General features: G+C 42.1%; 11 protein-coding genes. 4 read left to right on the top strand and 7 right to left on the bottom strand.

Going from position 1 to position 14,499, the window contains the following annotated elements; translation table 11 throughout:
• The first annotated feature begins 13 nt into the window (after window positions 1-13).
• A complete protein-coding gene (locus tag K5R16_RS12225) occupies window positions 14-1,435 on the top strand; it encodes a hypothetical protein (protein ID WP_220737845.1) in 1,422 nt (473 codons plus the stop codon).
• A 125-nt stretch (window positions 1,436-1,560) separates the two neighbouring features.
• On the opposite strand, the gene K5R16_RS12220 is transcribed toward K5R16_RS12225, so the two are convergent.
• The 7 genes from K5R16_RS12220 to K5R16_RS12190 all read right to left on the bottom strand — a co-directional run bounded on the left by K5R16_RS12220 (window position 1,561) and on the right by K5R16_RS12190 (window position 10,179).
• Window positions 1,561-2,121, bottom strand: a complete 561-nt coding sequence (locus tag K5R16_RS12220; RefSeq protein WP_220737844.1) for a dihydrofolate reductase family protein — start codon at window positions 2,119-2,121, stop codon at window positions 1,561-1,563.
• A gap of 79 nt (window positions 2,122-2,200) precedes the next feature.
• The gene (locus tag K5R16_RS12215) at window positions 2,201-3,010 is read right to left on the bottom strand and encodes a RecX family transcriptional regulator (protein ID WP_220737843.1); all 810 of its coding nucleotides are present in this window, start codon (window positions 3,008-3,010) and stop codon (window positions 2,201-2,203) included.
• A gap of 230 nt (window positions 3,011-3,240) precedes the next feature.
• On the bottom strand, window positions 3,241-4,503 hold the full coding sequence (locus tag K5R16_RS12210) for an anaerobic sulfatase maturase (RefSeq protein ID WP_220737842.1): 1,263 nt from the start codon (window positions 4,501-4,503) through the stop codon (window positions 3,241-3,243).
• A 680-nt stretch (window positions 4,504-5,183) separates the two neighbouring features.
• A complete protein-coding gene (locus K5R16_RS12205) occupies window positions 5,184-5,966 on the bottom strand; it encodes a hypothetical protein (protein WP_220737841.1) in 783 nt (260 codons plus the stop codon).
• 99 nt (window positions 5,967-6,065) lie between these two features.
• Window positions 6,066-8,291, bottom strand: a complete 2,226-nt coding sequence (locus K5R16_RS12200) for a multiheme c-type cytochrome (protein ID WP_259649861.1) — start codon at window positions 8,289-8,291, stop codon at window positions 6,066-6,068.
• Window positions 8,292-8,411: 120 nt separating this feature from the next.
• Window positions 8,412-9,002 (bottom strand): response regulator transcription factor, encoded by a 591-nt coding sequence (locus K5R16_RS12195; protein WP_220737840.1) that lies wholly within the window; start codon window positions 9,000-9,002, stop codon window positions 8,412-8,414.
• Window positions 8,995-10,179, bottom strand: a complete 1,185-nt coding sequence (locus tag K5R16_RS12190) for a GAF domain-containing sensor histidine kinase (RefSeq protein ID WP_220737839.1) — start codon at window positions 10,177-10,179, stop codon at window positions 8,995-8,997. Before K5R16_RS12190 ends, K5R16_RS12195 begins: the two co-directional genes overlap by 8 nt.
• Before the next feature lie 361 nt (window positions 10,180-10,540).
• Here K5R16_RS12190 and K5R16_RS12185 point away from each other — a divergent pair, with 361 nt between their 5' ends.
• From K5R16_RS12185 to K5R16_RS12175, 3 genes are all read left to right on the top strand, one after another.
• Window positions 10,541-12,094, top strand: coding sequence for an arylsulfatase (locus K5R16_RS12185; protein WP_220737838.1), 1,554 nt, complete (start codon window positions 10,541-10,543; stop codon window positions 12,092-12,094).
• A 153-nt stretch (window positions 12,095-12,247) separates the two neighbouring features.
• Entirely contained in the window at window positions 12,248-12,964 is a 717-nt protein-coding gene (locus K5R16_RS12180) for an SUMF1/EgtB/PvdO family nonheme iron enzyme (protein ID WP_220737837.1), read from the top strand.
• 174 nt (window positions 12,965-13,138) lie between these two features.
• A complete protein-coding gene (locus K5R16_RS12175; RefSeq protein WP_220737836.1) occupies window positions 13,139-14,365 on the top strand; it encodes an OmpP1/FadL family transporter in 1,227 nt (408 codons plus the stop codon).
• Window positions 14,366-14,499: the final 134 nt, after the last annotated feature.

The raw sequence follows: 14,499 nt of genomic DNA, 5'->3' as shown, positions 1-14,499 counted from the left end.
TGAGAATCACCTTATGTTAGCCTACAAACGTACTCAAATAGACGATGAGAGTTTGGAAAGATTATTTCCAATTTTTGCATCACTTAAAACGTTATTTAAAGTCGTAGCTATCACTTTCGTATGGCTGGTCATTCTAGGAAGTCTGTTTTTAATCAGTGGCTTTTCTAATCTTGCGTTCGCAAGTAATGATGGGACTGTAACGGCAAAAACGCCCAGCAGTATTGATGAATTACAGCTGGCGGGAAAGTTAAAAATAGCCACTCGACTAGCGCCAACTAACGTTGTGGTTCCGCAGCAGCAAGTTGATCTTTATATACAGATCTCTACCGATACATGGTTTGCAGGTGGTAGCCACATTAGTGCTTTTGATGTTGATGATACGATAGTACTTCGACGTAAAAAATTAGCCAATAACTACACCGATCGAATTGATGGCAAAACATGGTCAGTGCAGGAGTGGCAACTGACGCTTTATCCGCAAACAGTAGGCGCTATCACCGTTCCTAAAATAGCGGTAACCGTGAATGTTGCTGATAAACCAGGCTCTAGCATTAAAGGAACGTTATATATCCAGCCTCAACACTTTACTGTCGTACTTTCTGATGAAAGGTTAGCTAATACAAATCATTATATCGCCGCGCCAAAGGTGACAATTGAACAAAAAGTAACGCCAGAAAATGGCAGTGAATTAAATATTGGGGATGCAATCACTCGAACGCTAACCATCAATGCGACCGATAGCAGCACCATGCTGTTTCCAGACTTCCCGCTTTCAAAGTCAGAAATGCTTTATGGCTATCGAGGCCCTGTAGAGAGTGAAGATAGTCAGAATCGAGGTGATTTCAGCGCGAGCAAGGTTTATCAGCAAACTTATATCGTACAGAAAAGTGGCCAAGTTAATCTACCAGAACTGTCTTTTTACTGGTGGAACACCAAAGATGAAGAGTTAACTGTACTCACCGCCAAGGGGTTATCGTGGCACGTCACTCACACACCATTGAGCTTTGTTAAAGCTTACTGGCTTTATGGTTTACTGTTGCTGGTACTACTTTCAATAACGGTGAAATCAGTGGTTTTGGCTAGTAAACGCATTAAAAAACAGTTGTTTCCTGTGGTCATTCTATTCGCTCATACTCTTATTAGTAAACATTACGCACGTGCTGAGCAATACCTATATTGGCGCAATAGTGACAAGAATAAACGCACGACATATAACCCGAGATTGAGGCTATTAAATGGTTCATTAGATGATTTAACCCATGGGTTAAACGAGAATAAATCGCTGAAGATAAACTATGGACTGACTAAAGAAAGCTTGTTTGATTGTTGGCAGCGGGGTTTTAATAAACCAAATACAGAGTCTGGGCAGTCAGTGAAAACTCGTAGGTTTTATATTATGTATTGGCGGTTCATTTCAAATAAAAGCGTCAAGTAACTCTAATACCGATTCATTTGTGGGTCCTAAATATATTGCGGCATAAGTTTTATTAGCTAAATTCTGCTAGCCAGTTCCTTCTAGCTAGAGCAGTCTGAATGCTAAACGGAACTAATAACTAGCACCTAATAGCTAACCTGATAATTCACTTGCACAAAATCATTGGTAAACGCAATCGCACTCGCTTGAATTAGCTTGATATCTGTAGCCGTCTTGCCAAATAGCGCTATTCCTTCACCTAAGATAACGGGCGCGCGAGTAATGGTAATTTCATTGATTAGCTTGAGGTTTAAGAATGCTTGGATGGTGGTGCCACCATCGATGTATGCATGCTGATGTCCCTCACTTTCAAGCATTGCAACTAACGTTGTTAGATCTCCTGAGTACATTTCTACTTTATCTTGTAAGTTGCTAGGAGCTTGTTTAATAGTATTGCTGAGCACAATGATGCGCGTATCTCCATAGGGCCATTGTTCAGGAGACAGCTCCATGCTGGCAATCGTTTCCATACACTTACGGCCCATGATTAAGCAATCAACTGAAGATATGTAATCAGCAAAACCCATATCGGCGTGGCTTCCCATATCTGCTTGTGAGTTGCCAGCTGTATGCAGCCAATCAATGCTGCCATCCTTTCTTGCTATGTAGCCGTCAGTGCTGGTGGCAATATAAACAGAACATTTCATATTTTTATCTCTCACATCAGCATTTTATAATAACTCTAGCCCAACGCTTGGCATTATGTCGGGCTCAATATGGGTATTGCTATTCGTCTTCTATCCGCATGGCTTCTTTTATTTCATCACTGCTAAAGCCCTTACGCGACAAATAAGCGTAGGCTTTGGATTTATCTTTATAGTCGGATAAATCATAGCGTTTTTTGGCTAATTCTGTTTTACAGCTTTTATAGAAGTCGACATCTCCAGAAAGTCCTAATTGATAAACGATTTCTTCAAACTCACTGACATCAATTAATCGCTGTTTTAGTTCCTGTAAAATAAGAGTCTCTCCCTTACCTTTGTTAAACAGTTTTAGTATTTCTGAGTTTAGGTTTATTTTGTCCGCCTTTACGGCAAGTTTACTGCGTAATGTTTCGCGCTGGGGGTGTTGTGACAGGGCGTAGTCGATCTCGGCGCGGCTAAAGCCCTTTGTTGTCATTTGGCTGTAGACTTTTTCTTTGTTGGTATTGTTAAAGTGTTCAAATCGGCTAAGGAGCCTGCTGGTGGCCATTTCATAGGAATCAATTTGACGGGCTTCAATCACTTGTTCTATTGCTGTATCTACGTCAGTAGCCGAAAGGCCACGTAACTGTAACTTTCGCTTTATGGCACCTGAGCCGATTTCATTGCCAAAAGCCATTTCACAATAACGTACTGCAAAATTAGCATCACTCTTCAGATAACCACTTTCTATAAGTTTGGCTAGAACCGTCTCTATCCACTCTTGCTTATCCGTTTTACGTTCAAGCTTAGAGCGAATTTCATTGATGGTAAAATCTTGTTGGCTTAAGTGCCAATAGGCGCTGTTGTATACGTTATCAATGGATTTGGCTTGGCGGAGCGTTGCTCGTTGCATAAGGAACTGTTCTGGACTTTGAATATGTCTTAATGAGTGTATCAGACCGACAAGAGTTTGAGTACGCTCGCTATACATTGCATTCTATTGGTGTTACTGATTTTTACGCGCAGTGATCTTTATATTAATGCTGTGTACGGTAAGTGAATATGAGTGTCGATTGGGCTCGAAATATGTGAGTAGATTAGCGGCATAAACTCACTAGGCTTATGCCGGGTTTTCAGGTCAAATTATACTGACTTTCTTACTTGATAGCCCATAGCACTGACTATTTGGCACATGTAAGTGTCGATATGTTTGAAAAACATATGCCAGCCTTGGCACAGATAGTTATGACCCATTTCACCGTCATAAGAGCGTACAAAGCGATTCTTAGGGCATTCACCGAAGCAAGCAAATTTGTAGTCACAGTTTTGGCACTGTTTTGTTAGATTACGGCTCTTGGCAAATCCAAAAGCTTGTTGCTTAGCTGAAAACGCCATTTGGTCGAGGGGTTTCTGGTGGATATTACCCATTTTATATTCTGGATAAACGTAGTGGTCACATGCAAATACGTCGCCGTTAGGCTCCATCGCTAAGCCTTTGCCACACAATGATCCTAATGTGCATAAGGGGTTGGTTCTCCCCATCCACGTTTCTACACAGGCTTCAAAATATTGTACATTGACTCTGCCAAGATCATGCTTAATCCATTCATCAAAAACAGTACACAAGAATGTTCCCCAGCCTTCACTGGAGACAGACCATGGTGTAACCACTGAGCCTAACTCGCCTGGTTGGGCTTCTTTGCTGCCTAAAAGAGGCAACTGCTCTTTTTGCCAATGATGTGGCGCTGTTTCCCTAAATGTTTCAGGCTCTGCAATTGGTATAAACTGAATCTGAGGCGAGCGAACTTCATCACGTAAAAAACGGTAGATCGCCAATGGATTCTGGCTAGTGAGCTTGTTGATACAAGTCAGTGTTGCAAAATTAACTTTATGCTTATGCAGTAGGTCAATACCAGCCATAACTTGCTTAAACGTGCCACGGCCGGCTCTATTTTTGCGGTAAGCGTTGTGGAACATTTCAGGCCCATCAATACTTAAACCCACTAGAAAATTATGTTTAGATAAGAAGTAACACCATGCATCGTTTAGCAGGGTGCCGTTGGTTTGCAGGTCATTAGAGATCAAAACTCCTTTAGGAGCGTATTTAGCCTGTAAGCGGACGACTTCTTTGAAATAATCAAGTCCGAGCATTGTCGGTTCACCGCCTTGCCATGTGAAGATGATCTCAGGTGTATTTTGTTGTTCAATATATTGCTTGATGTAAGACTCAAGCTCATCGACTGGCATCTTCGGGCTGCAACCTTTCTTGTATTCAAGTAAGTCTTGTTTACTTAAGTAATAGCAATAGGTGCAGTCGATATTGCATGCGGCCCCAATAGGCTTGCTCATCACATGAAAACGTTTGCTTGCTTTGCCATTGTGTAAATTGACTTTGATAGGTTGCATCACTAACTCCTTAGTAACTATTTTAGTGTTGGTAGATAAACATCAGTGATTATAAAGCGTAAGCTAAACTACCCTTGTGAATCGTGACTCATTGCGATCAAAACAGGTGTTTTTACCAGATCATACCTAGAGCATTAAATATTTAATTAGTTCAGAGCCCTCTCTGCTTGGGTAGGGGCATTGGATATATCCCCGTGCTACTTGAAGATGCAGGATTCAGTGGGAATTTAATGGACTTTAATCACGGCATTGATTGCCACGAATGGCCATTCCCTTGGTAAAATCAATAACACGGAGTAAAGTCCATGCTTTTTATATAACAAGCGCCCATCGCAGAAGGCTTTGTGCCAGCCCACTTCGTTGTTGCACTAATTTAAAAGGGAATAACCATTTCTACATTAATGCGCCTAGAATTGAACAGGCACAATGCCTCTGGAACGAGCACCTTCAAGTAGAACGGGTATAGAATAACGATGAGTACAATCCCTCTTTAGACTTGGAGTGGCGAATGCCAATATTGTCGGGGTAAATGCATCTCTTGCCCACTGTGGGTTGAATTCCCGCTGAATGGTCAAAATTATAATGCAATTGGCATATTACTTTGTTCTTCTCGTTTTAAATAAATAAAAAGCCAGCAATATGCTGGCGTTTTTAAAGGGGGATTTCAACTGACTAGCCAGCTAGAATTGCTGGTTGTACTCTAAACGAAAGTCACCGTCGCTAAAGTTATTCTGAGTGGTGTTATACCAAAGACGAAAGTTTTGCTTGGGTGTCATCTGCCAGCTCAAAACAAACTCATGGGTCAAACCATCACTACCACGTAGGATATCGGTGTAGAGCTGATCGCCAAAAATGGCTTGAGTATAGACGGGGTTGTAGTTTGCCCAAATGGTATCGGTTAGCTGAAACTTGTTATACAAGGTGAAACTTGCAAAGGCAAAGTCAGAATGTAAACCAGTAGATTCACCATCGGCTGCATGCATTGAGCCATCATTGTACTGGACTCCTGCCGCGATAATAGGGAATGCCTGCCAAAAACCGACTTTGGGTAAAGCTTGGATCATACCGATGGATGCTGTGCCTGAGTTGCTGTCGAAATTATGGATAACATCCATAGAGATCCCACGGCCGTTAGTCATATCAACATCAAACTTTCTAAAGCGAAGTTCGGAGATCCCGTTATTGGCCTTGTCGGGATTCATTGCACTTGAGCCTTCATCTTTAGTGTGTTCGCCAAACATGCTTTTTACTTCAAAAAGTATCATCGACATATCTGTAGGTGAACCAGTATCAAGTGTTTTGCCTAACTTAAAGTTAATTCCGTTTGTGCCGTAAGAGCCGCCGACTTGTGTATACACAGCAAGTGGGTCGGACATGTCTTGAACTTCTTGTTCTTTAGCGAAAGCTGCAGTGCTAAAAAGCGGTACCGTTAGAAAGCCTAATAGTGCGGTTTGTAATTTCACTTAATTCACCCATAGTCACAATTTCAATGGGCTCATAGTAGGCCAGAGAGAAAAACAGCAATACTCGTAAATATTCCAGTTTTCCTCTTTCTGATGGGGTTAATCACCTTTCAAATTAAAGCGAGCTTTCAGCTGATTAACCGCTTCTGCAGGCACTCGTGTTGATAACTCTTTTAAACATTGGCTTGCTTGTGGGCTTTGATTACTCAGCATTAACTCGCAAAGAGCGTAAAGGTACTGTGGATTGCCACTGACTTGATAAGCTTTGTCAAATGCCATGCCAGCCTCTGAAACCGATGTTGGAGTGATAGCTATGGCATAGACATACCAAAAACGGCCATTGGTAGGTTCTAATTCCGTCGCAGTTTTAAGGTGGTTTATGGCGGTTGATGTTTGTTTTTCACGTAGTAATGCCAGTGCCATACTAAATTGTATTGAACCTGATGTTGGTTGTGCCAACATACCTTGCTCTAGTATTGCCATTGCTTGACTATTTTTACCTTGAGCGCGATACAGATCGGCGAGGTTAATATACGCCGCATCGTAATTTGCTTGCACTTCTATTGCTGCTTTGTACTCTTTAATTGCTTGTTCTGGTAAACCTTGATTGGCATAGAGATGGCCGAGATTGGTTCTAGCAAAGCCTCGATCGCCATTAAATTTCAATATTTCTATATATTCGGCCAACGGTGGCTTTAATTGTCGCTGCTGTTCTGGGCTCAACTCTGGCCAGAATCCCGCCAAAGCACCAGCAGCTTGGCTACGCACCATAAGTACCTTATCGTTAAGTAAAGGCGCTAGCATGCGCCATCTGTCGGCTATGGGGTAGGGGGCGCTACCTTGAATAGTGGCAAACCTGAGTATGGCTTCATCGTTACGGGTCGCTCTTGCTACTGCTACTACGCCGTTACGGCCGGGATACTGCTGTAAACGCTCAATGGCAGCGGCACGAATAATTGCGGGTTGGCTATTATCTTGGCCTATATAAGATAATTGGTCGCCTGCAGTAGGAAGAGCTGCTCTAGCACCGGCAAATGCACTACTAAAATGTTTTGCATCATACTGGTTCAACGATGGATACCATTTTGCAGTTTTATCCGCAGCCCATGCGATATCTTTATCTTGATGGCATTGGTTACAAGCGTTAGGGGTTCCAATCCTTTGTGAGTTGGCTGGTTTGGGAATACTAAAGCTATGATCGCGCCTTTTATCAATTTGCATATAGGTAGTTTGCGGCATATGACAATTAACACATTGGGCGCCGCTGCTGTTTACCGGATGTTGATGGTGTTCACTGGTGTCGAATATTGCAGGACTGTGGCATTGGCTACAAAGTGCATTCTCGGGCAGCACTAATTTGGTCGAGTGAGGATTATGGCAATTACTGCAAACTACACCATTATGGTGCATTTTTGATTGTAAGAAGGAGCCATAAACATAGTCTTCGTCGTACACTTGGCCGTCATCATAATAGCGATCTTGGCTGATTAGATTTAGTTGGTAGCGATCTCCAAAATCACTATCAACTAGTGGATTTGTATCGCTTATTTGTAAACGACGGCTATGACACTGTGCACAAGTCTGTAGTTGATTACTGTGCCCTTTGTTGACGGGCGTTGCTGTGCTGGAGTTTTTATTCGTTTCTTGAGCATTCGTTTGCCAAGTCCACTGTGAAACGGGCTTGTTTAAATCTCTGCTGAAACCTTTGCTATCAGCTTTCCTTAGGTCTTGGTTAGCTGCCCAGGATATATGTTTACTCGCCGCGCCATGGCAGGCTTCACAGCCGACATTGATTTCTGAGAATGTAGTATTAAAGCGATTTTTTTCAAAATCATAGTTCTTTTTGACATTGGTTGAGTGGCAATCTGCACACATAAAGTTCCAATTTTGACCGACATTTTGCCAGAAAAAATCATCATGCTTAGCACTGTTATCAGGATAGAGGTGAAACCACTTTTGGCCACCTTCAATTTTGGAACGGTTGTCCCAGGCAAAAGGGATAAGTTGTACTCGGCCATCTTCAAACTCGACCATATATTGCTGCAATGGATTGACACCAAAGGTGTAGCTGATTTTAAAATCATTAAACTGACCGCTGCTATCTTCAATGTTTACCCAGTATTCATCACCTTTACGAAAAAAACGGTTCTGTTTACCCAAATAACTAAAGCTTGTATCAAAGTCAGCAGCAACAGATGAAGTTGTCGCATGCTTCATTGCCATATCGTGATCAGAACCGGTCCATTGTTCAAATTCTGCTTGATGGCATTGCTGACATTCAAAAGAGCCAACAAATTCAGTAGCAACTGTTGGCTGAGTTGCCAATAGTCCAATTAGTAAGAGACCAATTAAGCGTCTTTTTGACTGCCATTGAGTGACTGCTAATTCTTGTAAACGTTTAATAATAATGTCCCTTTTAAATATTTCCGTTACTAAATGTGACTTTTATACCAAACCACGAGAAAGTGCATACTGGATAAGCTCAGCACTAGATTTAGCTTCAATAAGCTTCATGATTGAATATTTGTGAAACTCAACCGTTCGTGGAGAGATAAACAGTTCATCTGCGACCTGTTTGGCCGATTTACCTTGTGCTAATAACCGCAATACACTCAGTTGCCTTGCTGAAAGACTCGGCGCTGAATCTTCCACTTGTACTGATTTAGATAAGTACTGTTTACCTGCTAAAACGCTATTGACGGCATCTATTAGATCATCAGTAGCTTCATGCTTAAGCACATAGCCTAATGCGCCAGCGGCTATGGCACCTTCGGCATATTCTTGTTCGTCATGCATGGTGAGGCAAATAACGCGTAGATCCTTTTTTACTCGCTTTAGTGCTGCCACAGCAGCAATGCCTGTCATACCAGGCATACTAATGTCGGTGATGACCAATTCAGGATCATGCTGTTTAACAAGTTCAATCAGCTCTTGGCCATCTTTAGCGATTGCCAGTACCTCATGCTCAGCTTTTAATAGACCTGCAATCCCTTGAGCAACAATCAAATGGTCGTCGGCGATAATTATTCTACTCATAGTGTTCCTTTATAGCTGGAATGGTAATGTTAACTTCAAAGCCACCTTCATCTGGACTGACAAATTCAGCATCGCCATGTAATAATTGTGCTCGTTCTCGGATGCTCACTAAGCCAATACTCCCTTTGCTCTTTTCGAGTGTGTCATTGCATCCTATCCCATCGTCTAATATTTGCAGTGTGAGTCGATTATTGCTTATCTCAATTGACACAAAGACGGCTGAAGCGTGCGAGTGTTTAATGACATTGTTCAGCGATTCTTGCAAAATTCGATAAAGGTTAAGTGACACCTCTTTTTTAAGTGGGGGGATTTCACCAAACATCGTTTGTAACTCTAATGCTTTGACCCCTGCAATACGCCTCGCTTCAGATTTTAGTGCAGCGATAAGCCCAAGATCTTCCAACATCGCGGGATGCAAGGAGCGAGATAGCGCTTGCATATCTTTGGCTATCTGCTGAATATTAACATGCAGCTCTTTAGCTTCGGGCTTTACGCTTTCACGAACTATGCTAAAAACGTTATTTGCCTTAATGGTTAACAGTGCCAAGCGTTGAGAGAAATTGTCATGTAATTCGCGAGATAAAATGCGGCGCTCTGTTTCTTGATTTTCCATCAAGTGACGGGACAGCGACTCAAGTTCCTTATTTTGATTTTGTAGTGATAACCAAAAATGATAACGCTCGTAGGAAGCGGCTAATACTTGTCCAAGTGTTTTTATACGTTCTAGTAATACAGGGCTCCATTCATCATGATCTATATATCTGCTACAGGCGATAGCGCCCCAGATGCGATCTCTCACCTTAATAGGGATCACAGCATGAGCAATGACGCCTTCCATATTAACTAAGCTAACCTCATTTTCGGTAAACAACTCTTCGATGGGGCCTGAATGAACAATCATCTCACCCAGTGATACCTTGTCTAAATAAGGACTGCTAAAGCCATCCCCAACAATTGTTGTTGGCTTGTAGCCTGGGGCTGCAACGGAGTATGCGCCTTGATACTGCTTGTCTTTGGTGATCCTTAGTAGCGACATACGTTGTACATTGGCATAAGGCATGTATTGGGTAAGGCCAGAGCAGATAATATTAGGGATATTTGCGGTATCTTCTTCCAATAAGCGATTGGATATATCAGCAAAGAAATGCTCTGCAATTGAAATTGGTTCTACATCCATACGCTGCGCCCTGTAATTGTTCGGAAACCAATAATGTGGATAGTTTATAAATAGCTTTTTTCAATGACTTTCGCTACTAAAACATAACATTGGGGTAAATAACAGGAATTATTACTAGGGTAATACTCATGCTTAATAAGCATTTAGTGATTAGCCTGAGATTCATATATATGAAGTTTAGTTGACTTGACTCTCAAGTTTGTAAAACAAAGTATTAATTGCAGGTGGAACAAGTATTTCTTCGAGGTTTTTTTTAAGAGATTTAGACGTTAAATGTCGTCATCGTTTTAAGGACACCGTTTTTATTGAAAGTGTACTTTTTAACAACAGTAAATAAAAAGATCTAACCAAGGGGAATGAAATGTCCAAACAACTCTCGAAAGTCGCATTAGGCGTAGGCCTTCTCGCAACAGCTTCTTCTGCTATGGCGGCTACCGATCCTGAGCGTCCAAATATTTTAGTGATCTGGGGTGATGATATTGGTTATTACAATATCAGTGCTTACAACCAGGGGATGATGGGCTATCAAACGCCTAACCTAGACCGTATTGCTAATGAAGGTGCATTATTTACCGATCACTACGCTCAGCAGAGCTGTACCGCTGGTCGAGCATCATTTATTACTGGTGAGCATCCATTCCGTACTGGTTTATTGACTATTGGAATGCCTGGTTCAGATAGTGGCATTCCCGATTGGGCCCCGACTATTGCAGACTTGCTAAAAGATAAAGGTTACACAACAGGTCAATTTGGTAAAAACCATCTAGGTGATCAAGACAAGCACCTGCCAACAGCGCATGGTTTTGATGAGTTCTTTGGTAACTTATATCACTTAAACGCAGAAGAAGAGCCGGAAACATACTACTACCCAAAAGATCCTGAGTTTAAAAAGAAGTATGGTCCGCGAGGAGTAATACATTCTTATGCTGATGGACGTATTGAAGATACCGGTCCTATGACGCGTAAACGTATGGAAACGGCTGATGAAGAGTTTGTTGGTGCTTCAATTAAATTCATGACAAAAGCCGTGAAGGCTGAAAAGCCATTTTTCGCTTGGGTGAATGCATCAAGAATGCACGTACACACGCGTTTGCAAGAAAAGTACGATGGTATTACAGGTATTGGACTGTACCCAGACGGTATGGTCGAGCATGATGATCACGTCGGTTTGCTACTTGATACCTTAGAAGACTTGAAAATAGCTGATAATACAATTGTGGTTTACTCGACCGATAACGGCGCAGAGAAGTTCACTTGGCCTGACGGTGGTACTTCGCCGTTCCACGGCGAAAAGGGAACAACTTTTGAAGGCGGTATGCGTGTACCACAGCTTGTTCGTTGGCCTGGCGTGATTGAGCCTGGTACTAAGATCAATGCCATGATGTCTCACGAAGATTGGATGCCAACGCTGCTTGCTGCAACAGGTGAAGATAACTTAGTTGAAGATCTTAAGAAGGGAAGAAACTTTAATGGTAAAGATTGGCGTGTACATTTAGATGGCAGTAATTTCCTACCTTTCTTCAAAGGTGAGGTTGAAAAGGGCCCACGCACCAGTAAGATTTACTTTAGTGCTAATGGCGAGTTAAATGCTGTACGTTGGAATGACTGGAAAGCTTCGTTTGCGATGATGGATGGTGATATGCAGTCAGCAGTTCGTAACGTACCGGCATGGGCATCTTTGACTAATTTACGTGCAGATCCATTCGAGGTGGCTGCTAAAGAATCTGGTATGTATGTACGTTGGATGATCGATAACATGTGGTTGTTTGTACCAATGTCACAAGAAGTTGGAAAGTTCCTGAATACCATTGAAGACTACCCGTTCCAACCTGGTTCAGGTTTTAGTGCGGCAGGTATTAACTACAATACCCTCAAATTACAAAAAGTGCTTAAGCAGGTTGAAGCGCAGCAGTAATTGATAAAGTCACTCACGTAACTTACTAAAGCTCCGACAGGTGTCTCGCCGTTAGGAGCTTTAGTTTTTCTGCCTATTTTTCCCACTCCATCTGAGGCTCATATGAACAAAATAATGCTATTAGTTTCCTTGTTCCTGCTACAAGGCTGCGCTGTGAATTCAAATATTGATATTGAGCTTAAACATAAGCTGCTAGGCGAGATGGTACTTGTAGAGGGAGGCTGCTTTGAAATGGGCGGAATATGTGCAGAACAACCTAAATGTGTACACCCTAAACGAACAGTAACACTTGATGATTTTTATATCGGTAGATATGAAGTCACTCAAGGGGTATTTGATTCGGTTTTAGGCGGCAGTAATGCTTACTTTCAGGGGGAAAATTACCCAGTCAATAATTTGAGCTGGCAACAAGCAAAGTATTTTATAACAAAGCTTAACTTAAAGACGGGCCTTGAGTTTAGATTACCTACTGAAGCTGAGTGGGAGTTCGCCGCAAAAGGCGGTAATAACAGTGAAAACTACATATTTAGTGGGTCAAATAACCTTGACGATGTCGGCTGGTTTGTTAAAAACTCGGATAATCAAGCTCATCAAGTGGGGCTAAAACAAGCTAATGAACTTGGACTCTATGACATGACCGGAAACGTAGGTGAGATGACTGAAGATGCTTACAATGCAGATTATTACCAATATGGGCCTAAACTCAATCCAGTTAACGCATTAGATTCAAAGCACCATTTAGCTTACAAATCTGTAAGGGGCGGAAGTTTTGCCTATGATAACAATGAGTCAGAAAATTTCAGACGAGACTCTGCCAGTCAAAGTGCAGTGATGCCAGATATAGGATTGCGACTAGTCCTTTCTAAATAGGACAGTGATATCAAACTCTTTTAACGCCGCCTATTGGCGGTGTTTTTGTGTTAATTCAGCGGTAAGCGTCTAAGAATAAATTGAGAAAACTAGCAATTTTGCGAGTCTTAATTATTGTCAAAAATGGCGATAATTAGAGTAACAAAATGACTTCTTAATATACGAGATTATCTAATGAAATTTTTACTTAAGCCGTTAGCGGTTAGCATTGCGCTCGTATCTACGCCAACCTTGGCTGCTGGTACCATTTTAGGTGAGCTAGGTAGCCTTAATGCAAGTACCGCTGGAGCTGGCAGCGCTGCCATTACAGAAGGTGCAGAGAGCGCCTATTCAAACCCAGCAGCAATGAGCTTAGTAAAAAAATCGACGCTTACGGGAAGTCTGCAAGCATTTGACCTCAATATGGATTATACCGACAATGGTTCATCTGGTCGTTTTGGTAATGGTACCGACGGTGGCAATGCCGGCAGTGTTACCCCTTTAGGTTCTGTATACTGGGTAAATCCAATCAGCGATAAATGGGCTTTCGGTTTAGCATTAGCTTCTCAAGGTGGCTCATCTGTTGACTATGGTGATGATTGGCGAGGATCGAGTCTTATTAGTTCTATCGATCTGGTCACTGTACAAGTTAACGCCTCGGTATCTTATAAAGTAAATGAGCAGTGGGCGGTTGGTTTAGGGCTCGTATCTGAATATGCCTCATTGCTACAAACTCAACAATTTACGACTAATATAAGCTCGGAATATGAAGCGGGATCAATGGAGTTTGGTGTTAACTTAGGGCTGCACTACACCATTAGTGAAGGCAATATGATTGGGCTATCTGTCCGCTCAGGCCTAGACCATACTTTAGAAGGTGACTTTAAGCTTGATAGAAATGGCAATGCAGAAGTTTACGATGCCAGCCTTGGTTTAGTTGCGCCAGCAATTGTGAAGCTCAGTGGTTACCACAGTCTAAATGACGAGCTTGCACTATTGTGGTCATTGGACTGGCAGGATTGGAGCAAGAATCAATCAAGTGTGCTAATCCTCGATGAATCAGGTCGTCAAGCGAACGTTGATAGAAACTGGAAAGATACCTATAGCGCATCTGTAGGTATGCATTATCAGCTAACAAATCAATGGCGTTTAGAGTTCGGTGTTGGCTATGAGTCATCGCCGTTAAGTGGCTCAGAGGCTAACAGTTACAATCAATACCCAGACCTACCGGTTGATGACATTATCCGCATTGGTACTGGCGCCACATATCAAGCTTCAGAAGATTTCTCCGTTAATTTATTTATTGAGTACATCGATTTAGGATCGCCAGAGATCAATTATGATGCTGGATACGGTTCGCTATCTGGAAGCTATAACAATGATGCTGCAATTGCTGGCATTACGATGAACTGGCAGTTCTAACCATACATCATGATTGCCGTTTTGACCGTTGAGTTACCGTCATAAATTGTGCAGTAATGCACATAGCCGTGTAGAAAATTACCGTCGCTAGTCAAAAAGCTTTACAGTTACTAATGAGCTTAGCCTTTGTCGGC

The sequence above is a fragment of the Shewanella sp. c952 genome (genome assembly GCF_019654975.1).
In the GTDB taxonomy this organism is placed as follows: Bacteria; Pseudomonadota; Gammaproteobacteria; order Enterobacterales; family Shewanellaceae; genus Shewanella.
This window is presented reverse-complemented; position numbering and strand designations above follow the sequence as displayed.

Excerpts from the sequence above, each read along its gene's own strand:
- K5R16_RS12220 (WP_220737844.1), bottom strand. The coding sequence starts at position 2,121 with ATGAAATGTTCTGTTTATATTGCCACCAGCACTGACGGCTACATAGCA.
- K5R16_RS12195 (WP_220737840.1), bottom strand. The coding sequence starts at position 9,002 with ATGAGTAGAATAATTATCGCCGACGACCATTTGATTGTTGCTCAAGGG.
- K5R16_RS12210 (WP_220737842.1), bottom strand. The coding sequence starts at position 4,503 with ATGCAACCTATCAAAGTCAATTTACACAATGGCAAAGCAAGCAAACGT.
- K5R16_RS12185 (WP_220737838.1), top strand. The coding sequence starts at position 10,541 with ATGTCCAAACAACTCTCGAAAGTCGCATTAGGCGTAGGCCTTCTCGCA.
- K5R16_RS12215 (WP_220737843.1), bottom strand. The coding sequence starts at position 3,010 with ATGCAACGAGCAACGCTCCGCCAAGCCAAATCCATTGATAACGTATAC.
- K5R16_RS12190 (WP_220737839.1), bottom strand. The coding sequence starts at position 10,179 with ATGGATGTAGAACCAATTTCAATTGCAGAGCATTTCTTTGCTGATATA.
- K5R16_RS12225 (WP_220737845.1), top strand. The coding sequence starts at position 14 with ATGTTAGCCTACAAACGTACTCAAATAGACGATGAGAGTTTGGAAAGA.
- K5R16_RS12175 (WP_220737836.1), top strand. The coding sequence starts at position 13,139 with ATGAAATTTTTACTTAAGCCGTTAGCGGTTAGCATTGCGCTCGTATCT.